This window comes from Polymorphobacter multimanifer (assembly GCF_014205635.1).
Classification (GTDB): domain Bacteria; phylum Pseudomonadota; class Alphaproteobacteria; order Sphingomonadales; family Sphingomonadaceae; genus Sandarakinorhabdus; species Sandarakinorhabdus multimanifer.
In genome coordinates this window covers 157,150-175,394 of sequence record NZ_JACIIV010000003.1, presented here as the reverse complement: position 1 = coordinate 175,394, position 18,245 = coordinate 157,150, and the positions used below count along the sequence as shown (strand labels likewise).

Genomic DNA, 18,245 nt, shown 5'->3' with positions numbered 1-18,245 from the left:
ACATGCAGGGATTTCTCAAGCGCCGGATTGTCGAAAATCGCCGGAGCGCCATCGTCCGCTATGTCGCCGGCCTGTCGCGGCGCTTCCTCAACGCCTATCATTATACCGGCGAATATGCGTTCGCCACCAATGGCGAAAAGTTCGCGTTGAGCCGGTTTGCGCAGGCCCATGGGTCGAAGGCAATCATCTGGGATGTCGGCGCGCATCTCGGCGAATACGCCCTCGAAGCGCATGATGTGATGCCCGAGGCCCGCATCGTCAGCTTCGAGATCATTCCCGAGATCGCCGCACAACTGAAGACCCGCATCACCGAAGACTGGTTCGAGCTGCACGAGATCGGCCTGTCGAACGCGATGGGGAACATCGAAGTCTCATGGAACAGGAAGCAGGACACAACCAATGCTGTCGTTCCCTTCGCCTATGAGCACCTCGATCTGTCGGATGTGCAGCGCCGGCAGTGCCCGATCACCACGATCGACCGGTTGATCGCCGAGGGACACCCGCCCCCCGATGTCCTGAAGATCGACGTCGAGGGCCATGAAGCCGCGGTTCTCAACGGGGCCGGCAAGCTGCTGGCCAGCGACAATGCACCGACGATGATCCAGTTCGAATATGGCGGGACCTGGATCCCGTCGTCAGCCACGCTTTATGCCGCACAAGCCTGCCTCGAAGGCTTCGGCTATGCGGTCGGTCGGCTGTATCCCGACCATGTCGCCTTCAAGCGCTACAGCTGGCAGGACGAGCATTTCCGCATGGGCAACATGATCGCTGCGCGCGGCGCGAGACTGCGGAAGCTGCTCTCCAACTGAAGAGCGGCGCACGCCCAATCTGCGTCGCGCGCGTTCATGGCGCTACCGCCTTGCGCCGGCGCAACCTCGACCGGCCCAGCGCCTGCACGCACCACCGGCCGGCATCCTGGCCGGGGCGTTCGACAAGCCGCCATGTGAGTGTCGAGACGGCGAGGATGGCGCCGATCAACGTCAGTACCAGCAGCGCCGCGGCCGGCGGGGACGCCAGTTCAACTCCCGTTCGCGCCAAGACAAGCTTGCAGCCGTTGATGATGATGGCATGCGACAGGTAGATCGAGAAGGAGATAGATCCAAGGAACATGGCGGTGCTGTTGGCGAACAGGCGGTTGGCGAGCCGACTTTCCATCGCGCAGCCGATGATGATCGCTGCGAACGCGAATGGCGCCACAAGATCGAGGCCGGGTGCTGCGACAGCGATCGCAAGCCCGCACAGCCCCGTTGCCAGAACGGCGTCCGGATTGCCGCGACGGAGCAGTCCGAGATCGAGCGAGCGCCACAGAAAGGCTCCGGCTGCGAACTGCAGCAGACAGCGTGGCAGGCCGAGCAGCCACACATGGTGGAGATTCTGCTCCCCCAGGGTCAACATGATCAGCACCAGCACCAGCAGCGATGCCAGTGCTGCGGCCAATGCGATTGCGGCACTGCGCGCATACCGGCCCGCGAGGAGGATGAGCGGAAGTACCACATAGGCTGCCCATTCCGCGCTGAGCGACCAGGCCGGAAAGTTCCAGCTTGTCGGATTGGAAAAGCCCCATGACTGGACCAGCAAGAGGCACGCCCAAAATGTCGAGGCAGCAAGCGGCGCATCGGACCAGAAGGGCGCAGGAAATGCCGTTGCCAGCAGCGAGAGCAGGAGCAGCATGAAGGTGTTGAGCGGCATGATGCGGAACACCCGGCCGATCCAGAAAACCTGCAGCGTCGATCCCATGCCGGTGTCGGCACGCCGGAAATAGCTGTGCGCCAGCACATAGCCCGACAGCAGGAAGAACAGGTCGACACCAAGATAGCCGGCGCGGACCAATGCCATGTCCCGCACCGGCAATGCCGGCGCAATGGCATCCAGATTGGTGCCGATATGGTAGAGGACGACCCAGCAGGCGGCCACGCCGCGGATGCCCGTGAGCGCCGGAATGCCCCTCGTGCCCGAAGGCAGAACATCCGCTGCGAGAGGCAATGTCGTCAGCACCTTCATGTCATGCCGACGCGAAGGCGCAGGCCAGGAATGGCAACACGAGACGCGTCGACGCGCGAGGCAGAAATTGTCTCGACCGAAAATTTTTCGTATGAGCGTATCACAGGGCTGGGCGGGGACGCAGGATCATGAACGACCGCGGGGCGCGTTTGGGAAGGGGTCGGCTGCTGCCTGCGGCGGCGGACGCGCCCATGGCGTTCGAGGGCTGGCTGGCGGCGGTGGCGCTCGTCGCGCTGGTGGGCACCGGGCTGTTCGGCACGCTGTCTGCGGGCGCTTTCATCCTCGCCGCCCTGATCCTGATCGCGATGCGCCCGATAGCCTCCGGACGCGCGCTGTTGCGCTTTTCGCCGTTGCTGGTCCTTCCGATTTTCGCAGCGCTTTCCAGCCTCTGGTCCGATGCGCCCGAGCGCACCCTGCGTGCAGCCCTGCAACTGCTTTTGACCGTATTTGCCGCGATCATCGTCTGCCATCGGCTGAGTGCCCGTGCCAGCATCCTCACGCTGTTCGGCAGCTTCGTGGTCGTGGCCATCCTTGCCGTGCCGGGCGCGGTGTCGAGCCTCGGCAGCGGGTTTCCGTTGCTCGGGCCCTTCGAATCCAAGAACCAGATGGGTATTGCGGCGCAACTGCTGCTGGCACTGGCTCTGGCGGTCATCGTCGACCGCGATCAACCGGGTGTCGCGCGCTGGGCGGCGCTGGTCGCGGCGCCCGTATCGGTGCTGTTGCTGGTGCTCAGCCAGTCCTCGGGCGCGCTGGTGTCGGTGGCGGTCACCGTCCTGGCGTTCGGGGCGTTCCTGCTGCTCGGCCGCCTGCCGATGGCAATGCGGCTGGCGGTGGTGGCCCTGTTGCTGCTGTTTTGCGGGCTGGCGTTGGCCTTCCTCCCCGAAATCGAAGGCGCCGTGGCCGATTTCCGGCAGAATGTCCTGAAGAAGGATGCCACATTGACCGGGCGGACCTATCTCTGGGCCTATGCGGACCAACTCATCCAGGATCGCCCATGGCTCGGTCATGGCTATTACGCATTCTGGCGGCAAGGCAATATCGATGCCGAGGGGTTGTGGCGCTGGGGCGGCATTGCCAGCCGCACAGGCTTCAATTTCCACAATGCCTTTGTCGAGATGCAGGTCGATCTCGGCGGCGTCGGGCTGGCGGTGTTCGTGGCAAGTTGCGTGGTCGTCGGCCTTCTGGGTTGCTACCGGCAGATCACCCGACCGACGGTGCCGATGGCCTTTTTCGCCACCTTCGTCATCGTCACCTATGTTCGCAGCTTTGCCGAAAGCGGGCTGATCGCACCGTTCAGCCTTGTCACGCTGCTCTGGGTGGCAACCGCTGTCCATGCCCTGGCGCCAGCACAAAAAGCGCCGGCAAGCCGGCCGACACGGTCCCGGCGCTCGAATGGGCGGGGGCGCCGCGTGCGTCAGCCGAGGTTTCCTGCCCAGGCATACAGCGCCAGATAATCGTCGGCGGATTGCTTCATCGAAAGGCATTGCTCGACATAGGCGCGCGGCCGATAGCCCGCGCGCCCCTCCCAGAAGACGTCGAACGCGGTTTCGATCGTCGCCATCCGAAAGGTGCGCCCGCAGCGCGCGTCGAAATAGGGGACGGAGCTGACCGACAGGCCCGAGGGCGCGTCGCGGCTGAGCTGCGGGTCGACCAGAACGCCTTCATCCCATGCAAACACCGGCACATCGGCGGCCAGCGCTTCCTGATACGCCAGGCCTTGAGTCTCGTGCTCGCACAGGAAGGCGAGCGAACGGGCCTCGCGCAACGCCGACGCGAACATGGCCTGGTGATGATGGCCGTAGCGCAGAACGCGGTAACTGATGCCACAGCGATCGAAATGGGCGGTGAGCCGATCGAGCACCGCAGGCACCAGCAGCGGGCGTTTCCAGCGGATCTTGTCGTAGATCAGCACGTCGAAGGTCTTGGCGTCGCGGCGCGCTGGCGTCCAGCGCCTGGTGTCGATCCCGGCGAACCAGGTGACGACCTTGTCTCCGCAGACCGGGCGATAATAGTCGCGGAACCAGTCCGATGGCTGGATCAGCAGGCGCATCCGCGGCTGCGCAGCAACCATCGCTGCGGCAGCCGACGCGCCGAAATCGCCGGGGCCGAAGACCACCGGATTGGGCAAGGCCACGGCATCGATCACCTGCGGATAGCCGGCAAGGCCGATGGGGTAGCCCGGCATCTCCGCCGCGGTGGCGAAATCATTGACGCGGACATCGCAGCCGCGGCGCTCCAGTGCGGTACGAAGGGCGACGAACGCGGCATAAAAGCCGGTCCGCACCTGCTTGCGGCGCGCCGAGCGATAGACATAGCGCGCAAGCCGGCGCCCCTGCGCCAGCGTGCCGCCGACAAGGCCTGGCCGCGCGCGCCATTCGAAGCCGTCGTAGAACAGCAGCACCAGCGGCCCGCGCGCCGTGTGATACAAGGCGTCGGCGGGATGGCGCGGTCGTTCAACCGGCGCGTGCATCATGGTCCAGAGCATCTGCCATGGCCTGGCCGACAAGCAGCTCGCGGCCATCGGGTCGCGCCATACCGATCATTGCCGACACGAAGCGCATGATGGCTCGGTCCGACGCGGCGATATCGCTGCCCAGCGAGGAGATGCGGACGAGCATGCCGTCGGGAACCGTGCCCTGGCCAAGCCCCTGCAGGATCGCGAGATACTCCTCCGCGCTGGTGCGGGGGAAGGCGCCGCCGATGCGCGTCCAGTAGAGCAGTCGCTCGATGCGATCATCCCGGCGTGCCGTGAAGGCGCGGGCCTGGATCGTGTGCGGCGTGTCGAAATCGAGTGCCACGGCACGAAATTCCGACAGGCCGAAACCCTGGGCTGGAAAGCAGGTTTCGGGGCGATGGAGCTGCAGGCTGCCGCCCTGCGTGTTGCCATAGGCCATCAGCAGCATGATGTCGGGCTGTCCCGGCGCCCGGTAAAAGCGCTTGAGAAGCTGATCATAGCCTTCGGTATCGGCAGCTTCGGTCGTGGCGATCACGCCGGCGGCGGAAACGAATCGCCAGTCGCCGATCGTCTCCGGCACCAGATCGTCGATACGGGTCCGGGTGAGCGCGGCCGGCAGCGCGCGCGGGGTTGCAGCATAGGCAGCAACGGCGGTGCCGATCTGGGCGGCGGCGACCAGCAGCGCGCGCCTCGTATGGGTGGCAGCGCCGGCCACTGTCAGCCCCGCGCCGGCTTGCGCCAGCGGCGCGATGCCAGCTCGTCGACGAGGATGACACCGCCCATGGCGACGGCAAGCATGGTGAGACCGGCAAATTCGTGCAGGAAGCCCTGCGCAGCGCGGTCTCCCAGATAATAGGTGATGAGGATCAGCAGAATGACCCGAACAAGATTGGCAACAATCGCCATGCCGATGATCGCCATGAACAGGAACAGATTATAGGCAGCACCCGCATTGTGCCGGATCCAGGCATAGAACAGCCCCATCGCCGTGAGGCTGATCATCGAATTGAGGCCACCACAGGCGGCCTTCACTTCCAGATCATATTGGCCCGCCACGATGTTGAGGCCGGAGCGCGCCACCGGATAGCCCAGGTTCGCGAGGATGTTGACGGCCCATTCCGATATGCCGAGCCGGAGCGGCTGCGTGGCAGCGGCCACGAAGCTGCCGGGCGGCGGCAACACGAACAGGAAGTAAACGATGGGAAACCAGCCGACGCGCATCGCTTGCTTGCCGATGAACAGATAGAGGATCGCGACGAAGCTCAGGTAAAGCGCAGCAGCTTCGATGACGATGCTCCCGACGACGCGCGCGAGCACATAGACCACGAGCGCCGGAAGCAGGATGGCGGCACCGACGATGGCGGAGCCTGGCCTGGCCTGCGCCATCATGGCCGGCCAGGAGCGGACGAGCAGCCAGACAGCGATGGCGAGAACGATCGGCCCATGGCCGCCTTGCTCGGTTGCCCATGAGACGCGGGCGATGCTCTGGAAGGTGGGAACCGCCATGGTGGCGAGACCGATCGCAAGGATCGCCATCCAGATGCGGGACTGCCACCCGGCAGCCCGTGGGGCAGCGGCTGGTGACGTGGCAACACGATCGATCACGGTCATGTGGTGCACAAGACATCGTCCCCGGCTCGATCGCTGGCTGCGATCACGATGCAATCGTTTCGACCTGAAAATGCCCCACCAGAGATTCGTCTTCCTGCGTGTCCGGTGAGTGTCACCGGATGCCGGAAACGCCAACGCCGCCGGCGCGAACGCCGGCGGAGAAGGTCGGGGGGCAACGACAAGTCAGGCCAGGGCAGCCCGGTTGCGACGACGCCGCAGGCTGGCGCCGGCAATTCCAGCGGTGAGGATCATCATGCCCCAGGTGCCCGGCTCGGGAGCCGCCACCGAGATGTTGTCGACCTCGAAAGCGTTCTGCCCGATCGACGTCAACGTGAAGCTGACGATCGAAGTAAGGCCCAGGGTGTCGTAGAACACGCGACCATTGGTGTCCGGCGAGCTCTGATCGCCACTACCGGATGCGCCGGAGTCCGCAGCAAGCCCGGTGATGATTTCCAGACCATTCAGTTCCCGCGATGTGCCATTAAGGAAGTTCAGCACCACCTTGTTGTAGCTGTCCAGCGATCCGATCACGAACGACAGCACCTGTGTCTGCGGCACGGCGATCGTGATCGACGACGTGTTGTCCCGTTGAACTGCAAGGAAATTGCCGGTGCTGCCGAATGCAGGCCGCGCAGCGAAGCCCGGAGCGCTATCACCGTAAATCGCAAACCCACCACCATAAGGGTCGCCGGGATCCAGACCCTCAAAATCCTCGATAATCGCAGTGTTCATCAGGCCCGTCGCAAGCACGCCTGGTTTCCAGAGGACCCCCAGAGCGCTTGCCGGCGCTGCGCTGACGAGCGCCATCCCGGTGACCGCAATCGCAAGCGGCAGTTTCTTCAACATCTCCGTTCTCCCTGTTTGACAGAAGTTCAATCCGAACCTGTTCAGCGTCTGCGCCGGAAAACCTGCCGGCTATGACCACCGACAGCAGAATTCTGTGTCAGGGCCGGTTTCAAGCTAATATGTGCAGAGATAAACCCGGTCAACGGTGGCAAAAGTTTCTAGTTTTGACGACAAACTACACTATACTTTAGTATAATGACGCTAACCAAAAGACAGAAAGGTAAGTGAGTTGTAACCTTAATCTAGTTGCATCAGGCCAAATTGCCCCGCAGCGACAATTATGCGATCCAGTCAGCGATTATTAATTGGCTGAATATTGGGGGCAGGGCAATGAAGGCGTTCGAGGAGTACGGCGGCGGCTTCAATGTTTACCTGGCTTCCGCGCTGTCTTCGGACACAAATCAGGGCGAAACGGCTGCAAAATCCCTGCCCCGACGTGCAGGAGCACCGACACGCGATGGTCTTCTCGTCCGCACAGTCGATGTACTCGTGGCCCTGATTGCACTTCTTGTCTTTTCGCCGATCATGCTGTTCAGCGCGGCAACGATCGCACTGACAAGTTCCGGGCCGATCTTGTTCCGCCAGCAGCGCATCGGCCGCGACGGTGAATTGTTCACCTGCCTCAAATTTCGCACGATGCACGTGAACGCGTCCGAGATGCTCGATGCGTTGCTGGCCGACTGCCCCGCGGCGCGCGCCGAATGGGCGGAGAACCACAAGCTCCGCAATGATCCGCGGATCATCGGCATCGGCAATTTCCTGCGCCGCACCAGCCTCGACGAACTGCCGCAGATCTTCAACGTGCTCGCGGGCGAGATGGCCATCGTAGGCCCACGTCCGATCGTCACTGGCGAGATCGCGCGCTATGGTCGGTATATCGGCGACTATTGTTCGGTGCGGCCGGGAATCACCGGGCTCTGGCAGGTGAGCGGCCGGAGCGAGACTTCCTATCGCTGCCGCGTGGCATGCGACCGGCTCTATGCGCGCCGCAAATCGATCCTCGGGGACATCAGGATCATGGCCTGCACCGTGCCCGTGGTGCTGCTCGGCCAGGGTGCCTGCTGAGCCGATCGTTCAGCGCCTGAATGGTGCCCATGCCTCGCTGATGCGGGCCGCTGCCGGCACCAGCAGCTCGGCAGACGGAGCGGAGCCGGTGGCCAGCGTCCAGACCTGGTCACCTTCCAGCCCGACAGCCGACAATCGCCCCGTCCGATAGGCGCCGGTGTCGATGCCGATGCGGTTCGGCATGATCTCGGCACCGGCTTCGCGGATGCTGTGCCCATGAACGATGATGGCGCCATGGTCGGCGTCGCTTTCGGTGAACATATCCCTGATCCATAGCAGGTCCGCTTCGGTCTGGCGCGCGAGCGCGACGCCGGGGCGCACGCCAGCGTGGACGAAGTAATAGCCTCCGGCGCGAAATGAAAGCGGACGCTGCGCCAGCCAGTCGGCGAGTGGCGCCGGGATGACGCGCCGGGCGAGGCTGATCAATTGTCCACTGTCCTCCGGATCGATCGAGTCTGCGGAAACGCCGAAGCTGGCGAGCGTCGCCACGCCGCCGAAGCGGGCCCAGACCTCGGCGGCATCATGATCGCCGCGCAGCGTATCGAGAAGCGCGGCCTCGTGATTGCCCTTGAGCACGATGTATTTGTCCGGATCGAGTTCGGCCAGGCGCGTCATCACCGCGGACGACTGCAATCCCCGGTCGATGAAATCCCCGAGAATGACGCATCGCGTCCGCATCGGTGGCCGCGATGCCATGTCGCGGTCGATGCGTGCCATCAGCTCGTCGAGCAGATCAAGCCGGCCATGGATGTCGCCGATCGCATAGATGCGCTCGCCGGGAAGGCCCTGCGTCGAGGCTTTGCGGCGAAGTAAGGTCTTGAGCGGCACCCGCTTCCTCTAGCATGTTCCGACGACGTTGTCGTCCTTGGCTCAGATCCCGCCACGGTCGGGCTGGAACGCGAAGACGGTGATCGCCATCACCGCCCAGGCAAGTGCCAGGAACACGAGCCACAGGCCCAGCTCGGGCAATTTTTCGACCAGCAGACGTCGCGCCTGCGCCAGCGACAGGCCGGGCACGGCGTCGGGCAACACTGCATCCGCGCCACGGGCCGCGCGTGCAACGACCCGTGCCTCGAACAGGTGCCAGCTCAGCGCGGCGATCACCAGCGTCACCGGCAGGCTGGCAAGGACGTTGATGACAAAGCCCTGGTTGGTCGAACCGAGCGCGATCGCAGCCTGCTGGACCGGATATGCCATCAAAAAGGCCCCGCCGGCATAGCGTTGAAGAGCGGTGACGAGCGGCGATGCGCGAAGCGAAATCCCCGCCGGCACCACCACAAGACAGGCTATCGGCACGGCGAGCAGGACGTTGAAAGCCGGCAGCAGTAGCCAGTTGCGCTGCCCGAGGACCGCGACACCCATAATGACGGCCGCGGCGATGGCGATAGCAGCAATGGCGCTGCGTTTGAGCGTCCGCGGCAGCCGCCGGCCCAGCACATGGGCGAGCGCGCCCAGCATGAACGCCGCCGCAGCACCGAGCGTCTTGTTCACCATCGCCGTGTCCAGCCCCGATCCACCGGCGGCCAGCGCGGCCGAGGCCAGTAGCACCAGCATTGCCGACAGCACGCCAGCCGCGCGCTGCGGGCGGATGGCCGTCACACAGAGCGCCATGGCGGCGGCGACCGCGACCGGCAGCGTCCACATGATGTCGTTGACGACCCGCGGCACGACATTGAGCAGAAACACGCCGGGAAGCGTGAATTGCGGCCAGAAAACGAGGTTCAGGAACCAGGACCAGAGTTCCGGGTCGGCAAGATAGGCCGGCATCGGCCGCACCGACACGAGCGGGCCGATCACAAGCGATGGCAGCATCACAGCGACGAGGAGCAACGGCGCCAGCCGGGCGGCACGCCGCCGCAGAAAGCGCCCAGCGCCATGCGCCTCCAGGCTCTGCATCGAGAGCAGCCCGGCAAGCGTGAACAGCCCGGCGATCAGCACATGCGGCACCAGCCACGCCACACCGGCCAGCCGGCCGAAGCTGCCGCTCACTTCACTGCTCTGGTAGAGAAAAAGGCACGCGACCAGCGTCAGCCGCAACAACGCCGCCCCGGCCGACCAAGGCCTTTCCTGCTCTGTGATTCGGTCGTTCATCACCAAGAATTTGGCCCCTGTTCGCGCTCTCGTAAGACAGGAGCGGAGAAATGGCTATCGAACAGCTAGTCGATACACATGTCACTATCCGACAGAACAGTTGCCATTTGACGATAGTATAGTTGCATCGAAACCAAACGCTAGAATGTCGCCTGGACGTGCCAGCCTGCTGCAAGAGGTGCTATATCAAGATTTAACGGAACGTGTTCGAAAGTGTTACGGCGGGGGCTTGTCTATGCAGCAGGAATTCGAGATCGCTGAACAGGCTCAGGGAAGGCTGATCCTCGACAGCGGCGATGCGCCGACCGCCGAGCGGCGTGCCCTGCTTCCCGATCCGAGGGTCTTCTGGGCGATCATGCGCCGCAGGATATGGATTTTCCTGTTTGTCGTCATCGCCATTCTGGCCGCAGCCGGCAGTTATCTTGCACTCGCCACGCGCCAGTATTCGGCGACCGCGAGCGTGCTGATCGAGCCGCGCGGCGGAGATCCGGTCCAACCGGCGAGCATCCAGAACACCGAGCAGCTTCCCAGTTCGGATTTCATCGACACCCAATTGGTGGTCGTCGGCTCGCCGCGGCTTGCAGCAGCGGTTGTCGAAGATCTCGGCCTGGCCGATGATCCCGAATTCGCATCGGGTGGCGATAACGCCATCGACGCCACTCCGGCGCAGCAGGCGCAGGCGCGGCTGGTCGCCACGGCCACGGCCCTGCGCAGCGCTGTCACCGTGCGCCGCGCGGGGCGAACCTCGATCATCGAGATCGAAGCCCGCTCGCGATCGGCCACCCAGGCTGCACGGATCGCCAATGCCTTTGCCCAGGCCTATCTCGACCAGCTCAGGCAGGCCAAGGACGAGACCGACGCGCGAGCCCGGCTGCAGGTCGACAGCCGTCTCGTCGAGCTGCGCAGAGAGGCCGAAGCCGCCGATTCAGCGCTCCAGCAGTACAAGATTGCCAATGGCCTGATGAGCGCCCAGGGGGCGACGATGGCCGAGCAGGAGAGCTCGACGCTCAACCAGCAGCTGGCGTCGGCCCGCGCGCTGCTTGCCGAACGCGAGGGAAGACTGTCGGCGGCACGGGCGCAGTTCGAGCGCGGCGGTGGTGGCGGCGATGTCGCATCGGCGCTCAATTCGGGGACGATCGGTGCATTGCGCGCCCAGGAAGCCGACAGCAGTCGCACACTCGCACAGTTGCGGGCGCGCTACGGCGAGCGCCATCCGGCGATCGGACAGGAGGAGCAGCGCCTTGTCGCCGTGCAGCGCCAGATCCAGCTGGAGATCGACCGGATCCTGTCGAGCCTGCAGGCCGAGGTGCGTGTTGCCCGCTCCGGCGTCGAATCGCTGCTTGCAAGCCAGCAGGCATCGCGGCGGATGCTCGCAAGCAACGCCGCCGCACAGGTCGGCTACATGGAGCTGGAGCGCAAGGCGCTTGCGGCACGCGCCATCTATGGCGCCTTTCTCAACCGGTCGATCGGTACGGCGGCGCGCGAAGGCATCGAGCAGCCACGCGCTTCGATCGCGTCTCCGGCGCTCATTCCGCTGGAGCCGACCTCGCCGAATGTCCGGCTCGTCTCGTCGCTGTCGCTGGTGTTTGCGCTGTCGTTCGGCGGCATCGCAATCGCGTTCGCAGAGTTCCTCGATGGCGGCGTCCGCACCAAGCAGGATGTCGAGCGCCGCCTCGGCGTGCGCTATCTGGGGGCGCTGCCCGAGATCGGATCGACCCTCGATGGCATGCGCGTCACCGAGGCGCCGCAGGATTATATCGTCTCGCACCCGCAATCGATGTTCGCTGAATCGCTTCGCAGCGTCCGGGCGTCGGTCACGCTGCGCGGGCGGCATCGGCCGCGCGTCATCGCGGTGACCTCGGCACTGCCGCGAGAGGGCAAGACAACGACAGCCGTCTGCCTGGCGCGCACCCTTGCCTTGTCGGGCGCCAGCACCGTGCTCGTGGACTGCGACATCCGCCGGCATTCGGCCAGCGACATGCTGCTCGAAGGCCGGCCCGGCCTGCTTCTCGAAGTGCTGGCCGGCACCGCTTCACTCGATGAGGCACTGGTCCGTGATTCCCAGACCGACCTTTCCATTCTCGGCACGATGGCATCGGCCAACGACGGTCGCGATCTGCTGGGTGTCGAGGCCCTGGCGGCATTGCTGGCTGCACTGCGCGAGCGCTTCGAGTTCGTGGTCGTCGACACCGCACCGGTGCTCGGGCTCGCCGATGCGCGGGTCGTGGCGAGCAAGGCCGATGCGGTACTGTTTCTCGCCCGGTGGCGCGCCACATCGATGCGCGCTGCCGATGCTGCGCTCGATCTGCTGATCGGCGCCGATGCGCGCGTGGCGGGTGTCGCGCTGTCGCTGGTCGACATCCGCAAATATGCGAGCACCGGACATGAGGACGTCTATGGCTATCACAAGAAGTTCAAGGGCTATTACACGAACTGATGCCGCAAGAGCGGCAGCGGTGCTGGCGGCGGCGGTGCTCGGCGTTGGTGCTGCTCCAGCGCCGGCGCCACTGCCGCCAAAATCCTTTTTCGAGCCTTTCGACAGGATCGACACGCGGCGCTGGTACATTTCGGACGGATGGGTGAATGGCGCCTGGCACGGCTGCACATGGGCGCGCAGCAATGTTGGCGTGCAGGCGGGTGTGCTGAAGCTTCGCCTCACCCAGGCGCCAAATCGGCTGCGGCCTTACAAATGCGCCGAGATCCGGACGTGGGGGCGCTATGGCCATGGGTTGTACGAAGCACGGATGCGAGCCGCCGCCGGTGCAGGTCTCAACACGGCGATGTTCACCTATTCCGGTCTGCCGCTGACTCCGGTCCATGACGAGGTCGATTTCGAGTTTCTCGGCAAATCACCGGACAAGGTGCAGCTCAATGTCTTCGTCAACGGCAAGGGCGGCCGCGAATCATTGGAAGCGGTCGGTGGCGATGCGTCGGCGGAATTCCACGACTATGCGGTCGAGTGGACGCCGACGGCGATCCGCTGGTTCATCGACGGCACGCTCGTCCGCACCGAAACCCGCGCGCCCTTGCCGAATGTGCCGGGCCAGCTGTTCCTGTCGCTTTGGATGGGGGCCAAGCCCGTCGAAGACTGGCTCGGGAAATTCGTCGATCCGCGCCCGGCGATCAGCGCCGATATCGACTGGATTGCCTTCACCGCCCCCGGCGAACGCTGCGCCTTTCCCCAATCCCTGAGCTGCAGGTATCCCTGAGCTGCAGAAATCCCTGAGCTGCAGGAACTAGAATGCAAAGCGCGTGGACACCGATACGGTGGTCGCATGGAAGCGAAGTGAAGCGGTATCGGACGTGCGCTGGCGATGGTCGACACGACCGCTCACCACCCAGCGTCGGTTCAGCAGATAGCGCGCGCCGGCCCCGATGCTGAATTCATTGCCGCGAGGCCCCGGGCCATTTGCCGTGAATCGCGAGAAATCGGTGTCGGCCGAGACGATGATGTAGCGAAAAAGCTCGTGATCGACCGCGAGCTTCACCTGGCTCCGCGTGTTGCCGGCAAAGATGGTGGAACTGGCATCCTCGACGCTGCGCGCCCCGGTCAATCGCAGCGATGTAAGCGGCGTGACGTTCCAGAGCAGGTTGGCGCGATAGGAGGGGCCGCTCACATCCTGCAGCCGCGGGTCATCATAGCTGCGCCTGATCATGCCGACCTGGACCTGCCCGAAGACCAGCGAGGTCAGCTCGAGCGACAGCCCGAGCAACAGGTCATAACCGTTCGAATCGCGCACAAGCCCGAGCCCTGGCGCAGTCGGCTGGCCGGTGAAGCGGCTGTCTTCATATTGGCCGCTCAGGACGATGCCGACGCCGCTGCGGATCTCGTATTGGGCGCTGCCGCCGGCGGTGATGCTGCGCATATCGCGGAAATCCTGGTCGATTGCGCTGCCATCCGCCGCCACGGCCGCGAAAAAGTCCCGCTTCTCGGCTGCCAGCGTGGCGTTCAGGACGAGGCGATCGACGATCTGCGACGCGGCGACACTGCCCCTGAGGATATTGTAGCTCACCGGTGTCACGGTATTCTGGAAGCTGGCGAGGCTGGTCCGGCTCTCGACGCGGCGATCGGCACTGGCTTCGATGCGGATACGGCTATTGCGCGAAATATCGAGTGCAGCACTGGTCGTGGCGCCGAACTGGCTGACATCTTCCGCAGGAATGGCGGCATGAATGCTGCGGGTAAACCAGGCGCGCCCCGACAGGTCGTGTCGCGCCCAGTTGCTGGTGAAGCGCAGGTCAGGGGCGATGACAAGATAGGCATCCGCCTCGCGGTTGCGGTTCGATGCCCGGAGATTGTCGGTGGCGAGCGCATCGATCGTGAGTTGCGGGAACAGGCGAAAGCCGCCGACATCGATGCCCAGAGGATCATAGTCCGAGCGCGCGCGGTCGGCGACGCCCTGGCCGCGAACAACCATCTGGGCATTGGCCGCCGATGGTGGCACCGCCAGCAGGATCGCCAGCGCACATGCCGAGCCGCGCGACAGGCGCCTCGCAGCGTGTCCTGATATGATGTTCACCGCCTCTAGCCTTGCATCAGCCGCGCGCGCACCACCGGAAGGCCGATGATCGCCGAGGGCACGCGCCGCCAGAACGCAGGATATAGCCCCGTCAGCCGCCGCAACTCCGCCAGGATCGTCCGGGGGTGGCGGAAGCTGTTGCGCAGGGCGAGGAAGATGACATGCTCGCAAAGCTCGACGATCTCGTCATCGACCCGCTTCACCTGCTGCCGATCGAGGCTGAAGCGCTCGGCAACCATGCGACGCATGCTGATCTGATCGACCACCCGTGCGATTCCGGACGGCGAATCCCACGACAATGTCGACCGATAGAGCGATACGCCGCGCCCGCGCCGGCCCATGATCCCGGTGTGATAGGCGAGACGCCGCGACCGGTTTGCGAGGCACAGCCAGAACAGATAATCTTCGCTGGCGAGCCGGAGCGACACCTCGAAGCGCGCCGCCGCATGATGGTGAAAATCATAGATCACCTGCGACGTCTGCGGCATGTGCTCCGAAAGGATCGCGTCGAACGCCGCGCGCCCCTCGATTGTGCCTGCAACCGGCGCGTCGGGGTCCAGCCGCCCATGCCGGTCACGCAGGAAGCTGGACGAGCTCAGCTGGTCGGTCCCGTCGCAATTGTCGGTGTTGTCGAAATACAGGTCGGCGCCGGCGCGCAGGGCATCGAGCCCCGCAGCCAGATGGCCATCGAGCCAGACATCGTCCGAATCGAGGAAGGCAACATATCGGCTTCCCGCCGCCACTGCATCGAGCCCGGCATTGCGCGCCGCGGCAACCCCGCCATTGGCCTGCTCCACGATCCGCAGGCTGCAGTGCGACGGCAGCCGCGGCATGGCTTCCGAAGTTGCAGCAACGGGCGAGCCATCGTCGACGATGATGATCTCGATCTCCGTGCCTGCAGCGACCTGCTGGGCAGCAATCGAGGTGACTGCGGCCGCCAGCAACCCGCGCGAGCGCTGGAAGAAGGGGATGATCACTGCGATTTTCATGGCGCCCCCACCACCCGTCATCCGGTCCGGAAGCTGGCGCTGTGCGCGCGCAGCCTGAGGATCGAAGCCGGCGCCCGGCGCCAGATGCCGCCATCGACCATCGCGACCTGGCGAAGCGCCTGCAGCACCGTCGCAGGATAGCGGCGGCAATTGCGCACGGCGAGAAAGATCAGATGATCGAAATAGCCGGCAAGCTTTCCGTCGATCGCCCGCCGCTGCGCGTTGGTGAGGGCGAAGCTGCGCCCGATCTTGTTGTAGAGGCTGACCTCGTCGACCAGCCGCCGCAGGCTGTCGGGGGAGTTCCAGTCGAAGGCGCAGCTGTTGATCGAAACCCCGCTGCCACGCACCCCCATCAGTCCGGTGTGATAGCCGACGAGCGTCGCCGATCGAGCGAGGGTCAGCCAGAACAGATGGTCCTCGCCGGCGGTCCGCAGGGTCTCGTCGAACCGGTGCCGGCCCAGCGCCTGGAAATCATAGATCACTTGCGATGTGTGCGGCACGCACTCGGTCACCAGCGCCGCAAAAAACCGGTCGCCGTCGACAAGCCGGCCATGTGGCGCCTGCTCGGCGGAATAGCCCTGCTGGTCCCGGATGAAGGGTGTCCGCGCAAAGCGATCGCGTCCGCGCGTGTCATAGCCATTGTCGAAATAGAAGCTGGCACCCTGGCCGAGCAGGTCGATGCCGTTCTGCAGATGCTCCGGCAGCCAGCGATCGTCCGAGTCCAGAAACGCGACATAGGCGGTATCCGGCGATACGGCATCCAGCCCGGTGTTCCGCGCCGAAGCGACCCCGCCATTGGCGCGGCAAATGATGCGCAAGCAGCACCAGTCGGGAAGCCCGGCGATCGCCTCCGAGTCGGCACTGATCGGCGAACCATCGTCGACGACGATCACATCGATGGTCACGTCATCGGCAACACGCTGCGCCGCGATCGACGCCACCGCCGTCGCCAGCAGGCCAGGCCGGCGTTGGAAAAAGGGGATGATGACGGCAATCTTCATCAACGCAGTTCGGAACGACGGCTGAAGAGATACGCGACCGCACCCCAATGATAGGCGGCGGTCCTGATGTTGCGCAGCCATGCTGCATCACGGCCGAGCATGCGGTGCATCGCTGCCTGAAGCCACGACGATGCTGCCGCCCGGCCCACCCATAGCGGCACCCCGAACAGGCGCCGCTGGCCTGCCTCCGCCGGGCCCATGAAGTTCGGCTGGGCCTTGCGCTCGGCCAGCAACGCCCAGGTCTCCCCAAGCGCCCGGTAATAGGACCAGATGTAGCGTCGGCTCTGCCGCCCGGCCGGGATGAGATGGCGCACATTCGAAGCCGGCACTGAAAAGCCTTTGCCCCCCGCCGCGATGATGGCGAGGACGAGTTGCGTTTCCTCCCCGCTGCGCCGGTGCTGTGGCGACACGCCGAGGTCCGGATCGTATCGGTAGCGCTTCTGCTCGGCCGCGCGCACCGCGAAGTTCGCACCATAGGGCATCAACCCGCCCTCGAGCGAAAGCGGCACCACGCTGTCGAACGTTCGCCGCGCCATCAGTGACCGCAACCCCGGTTCGCCCTGCAGCCGCGCAAACCAGTCGGGAGTCGGGCCTTCCAGCACCGGTGTCACATTGCCTGCGAAAAATGCCGCTTCAGGATGGCGCGCTGCGGCAGCAACATAAGCCGCCAGCCACTCGCCATCGAGCTCGACATCGTCATCGGTCCAGCAGATCAGTGCACCGCGGGCTTCGGCAACACCGCGGTTGCGCGCATGGGACAGCCCCGCAACCGGCTCGGCGACCCGGCGTATTGGCAGACGGTCGGCGAAGCCGGCGACAATCGACGCGGTGGAATCGGTGCTGCCATTGTCGACAACCAGCAGCTCCCACTGCGTCCCATCGGGAATGCGCAACGTTGCCGCCGAGGCGAGCACGCGCTCGAGCGATGCGGCGCGGTTGCGCGTGCAGATGATGGCCGTCACATCGACCGGCGCGTCACCCATCATCATGCTACGGCCTGCCGCCGGAGAAAGGGATTGGCGCCAGGCTCCATCCTATAGTCGACCCGCTTGCCGACGAACTCGTCGACTGCAACACGGCACCCGCCATAGTCATTATAGTCATCGATGACGATGATCCCGCCCGCACTGAGCCGATCCGCAACGGCCTCGAGGCAGAATTTGACAGGATCGTACCAGTCGCAATCGATATGGACGAGCGCGATGCGGTCGGGCGCGGCGCCGGCCCAGCTGTGCTCAAAGAGTCCCTTGACGAGCTGGACGCGCTGACCGTCCACCGGAACGCCATGGCGCGCGAACGCCGATGTCACATCGGCAAGCAGATCGGAACGATAGCCATAATATTCGTCGTCCCCGATGCCGCGTGACTGGCCCGACCGGATCGTCTCATACCGCGCCTTCGACTTGGCATCATCCTTTTCGGAGGTCGGCGGCGGGATCATGGCAAAAACGTCGAACCCGACAAATCGAGCATGGTCGACGCAATGGCTTGCGAGAATGATGCCCGATCCACCCATTGCGACGCCGAATTCCACGACGGCGCCAGGGACATTCTTCACGGCGCGCAGCGCGTACTCGATGCGCTCCAGCTTCGCAAGTGAAAGATAGGTCAGCCTTTCCGCCAGCACTGCACGGGTGATCGGGGCAAGGCGAAGCAAGGCAAGCTG

At 64.7% G+C, this 18,245-nt stretch carries 17 protein-coding genes; 5 read left to right on the top strand and 12 right to left on the bottom strand.

The annotated features are described in order from the left end of the window. The first annotated feature begins 2 nt into the window (after positions 1 to 2). Entirely contained in the window at positions 3 to 809 is an 807-nt protein-coding gene (locus tag FHS79_RS02955) for an FkbM family methyltransferase (RefSeq protein WP_184195108.1), read from the top strand. A gap of 34 nt (positions 810 to 843) precedes the next feature. On the opposite strand, the gene FHS79_RS02950 is transcribed toward FHS79_RS02955, so the two are convergent. Next, positions 844 to 2,001 carry an acyltransferase family protein gene (locus FHS79_RS02950; protein ID WP_184195105.1) on the bottom strand — a complete coding sequence of 386 codons (1,158 nt, stop codon included), beginning with the start codon at positions 1,999 to 2,001 and terminating at the stop codon, positions 844 to 846. A gap of 128 nt (positions 2,002 to 2,129) precedes the next feature. Between FHS79_RS02950 and FHS79_RS02945 the strand changes: the two genes are divergently transcribed. After that, on the top strand, positions 2,130 to 3,455 hold the full coding sequence (locus FHS79_RS02945) for an O-antigen ligase family protein (protein ID WP_184195102.1): 1,326 nt from the start codon (positions 2,130 to 2,132) through the stop codon (positions 3,453 to 3,455). Here the strand turns inward: FHS79_RS02945 and FHS79_RS02940 are convergent. From FHS79_RS02940 to FHS79_RS02925, 4 genes are all read right to left on the bottom strand, one after another. Beyond that, a complete protein-coding gene (locus FHS79_RS02940) occupies positions 3,416 to 4,486 on the bottom strand; it encodes a glycosyltransferase (protein WP_184195099.1) in 1,071 nt (356 codons plus the stop codon). The genes FHS79_RS02945 and FHS79_RS02940 overlap by 40 nt on opposite strands. After that, positions 4,455 to 5,171: an exosortase C-terminal domain/associated protein EpsI gene (locus tag FHS79_RS02935; RefSeq protein ID WP_184195096.1), complete on the bottom strand. Its 717-nt coding sequence runs from the start codon at positions 5,169 to 5,171 to the stop codon at positions 4,455 to 4,457. The genes FHS79_RS02940 and FHS79_RS02935 overlap by 32 nt, the downstream gene beginning before the upstream one ends. Positions 5,172 to 5,173: 2 nt before the next feature. Continuing rightward, on the bottom strand, positions 5,174 to 6,067 hold the full coding sequence (xrtV, locus tag FHS79_RS02930) for an exosortase V (protein ID WP_184195093.1): 894 nt from the start codon (positions 6,065 to 6,067) through the stop codon (positions 5,174 to 5,176). Between the two features lie 183 nt (positions 6,068 to 6,250). Beyond that, the gene (locus FHS79_RS02925) at positions 6,251 to 6,913 is read right to left on the bottom strand and encodes an Npun_F0296 family exosortase-dependent surface protein (RefSeq protein WP_243452601.1); all 663 of its coding nucleotides are present in this window, start codon (positions 6,911 to 6,913) and stop codon (positions 6,251 to 6,253) included. A 426-nt stretch (positions 6,914 to 7,339) separates the two neighbouring features. On the opposite strand from FHS79_RS02925, the gene FHS79_RS02920 reads away from it, so the two are divergent. Continuing rightward, complete coding sequence (locus FHS79_RS02920; protein ID WP_279380412.1) at positions 7,340 to 7,978, top strand: sugar transferase; 639 nt, start codon at positions 7,340 to 7,342, stop codon at positions 7,976 to 7,978. Between the two features lie 9 nt (positions 7,979 to 7,987). Here the strand turns inward: FHS79_RS02920 and FHS79_RS02915 are convergent, their stop codons facing one another. Then, positions 7,988 to 8,806, bottom strand: coding sequence for a metallophosphoesterase family protein (locus tag FHS79_RS02915; protein WP_184195087.1), 819 nt, complete (start codon positions 8,804 to 8,806; stop codon positions 7,988 to 7,990). A gap of 42 nt (positions 8,807 to 8,848) precedes the next feature. After that, a complete protein-coding gene (locus tag FHS79_RS02910) occupies positions 8,849 to 10,069 on the bottom strand; it encodes an acyltransferase family protein (protein WP_184195084.1) in 1,221 nt (406 codons plus the stop codon). A gap of 235 nt (positions 10,070 to 10,304) precedes the next feature. Between FHS79_RS02910 and FHS79_RS02905 the strand changes: the two genes are divergently transcribed. Both FHS79_RS02905 and FHS79_RS02900 read left to right on the top strand, forming a co-directional pair. Then, a complete protein-coding gene (locus FHS79_RS02905) occupies positions 10,305 to 12,506 on the top strand; it encodes a GumC family protein (RefSeq protein WP_184195082.1) in 2,202 nt (733 codons plus the stop codon). Between the two features lie 19 nt (positions 12,507 to 12,525). Next, complete coding sequence (locus FHS79_RS02900; protein ID WP_184195079.1) at positions 12,526 to 13,278, top strand: family 16 glycosylhydrolase; 753 nt, start codon at positions 12,526 to 12,528, stop codon at positions 13,276 to 13,278. A gap of 27 nt (positions 13,279 to 13,305) precedes the next feature. Here the strand turns inward: FHS79_RS02900 and FHS79_RS02895 are convergent, their stop codons facing one another. Genes FHS79_RS02895 through FHS79_RS02875 form a run of 5 tightly spaced genes read right to left on the bottom strand, consistent with a single transcriptional unit; the run spans position 13,306 to position 18,236 of the window. Then, positions 13,306 to 14,589 (bottom strand): outer membrane beta-barrel protein, encoded by a 1,284-nt coding sequence (locus FHS79_RS02895; protein ID WP_184195076.1) that lies wholly within the window; start codon positions 14,587 to 14,589, stop codon positions 13,306 to 13,308. 5 nt (positions 14,590 to 14,594) lie between these two features. Then, a complete protein-coding gene (locus tag FHS79_RS02890; RefSeq protein ID WP_184195074.1) occupies positions 14,595 to 15,578 on the bottom strand; it encodes a glycosyltransferase family 2 protein in 984 nt (327 codons plus the stop codon). 17 nt (positions 15,579 to 15,595) lie between these two features. Next, positions 15,596 to 16,579, bottom strand: coding sequence for a glycosyltransferase family 2 protein (locus FHS79_RS02885; protein WP_184195071.1), 984 nt, complete (start codon positions 16,577 to 16,579; stop codon positions 15,596 to 15,598). Continuing rightward, positions 16,579 to 17,568, bottom strand: coding sequence for a glycosyltransferase family 2 protein (locus FHS79_RS02880; RefSeq protein ID WP_184195068.1), 990 nt, complete (start codon positions 17,566 to 17,568; stop codon positions 16,579 to 16,581). Before FHS79_RS02880 ends, FHS79_RS02885 begins: the two co-directional genes overlap by 1 nt. After that, positions 17,565 to 18,236, bottom strand: a complete 672-nt coding sequence (locus FHS79_RS02875; protein WP_184195066.1) for a TylF/MycF/NovP-related O-methyltransferase — start codon at positions 18,234 to 18,236, stop codon at positions 17,565 to 17,567. The genes FHS79_RS02880 and FHS79_RS02875 overlap by 4 nt, the downstream gene beginning before the upstream one ends. Positions 18,237 to 18,245: the final 9 nt, after the last annotated feature.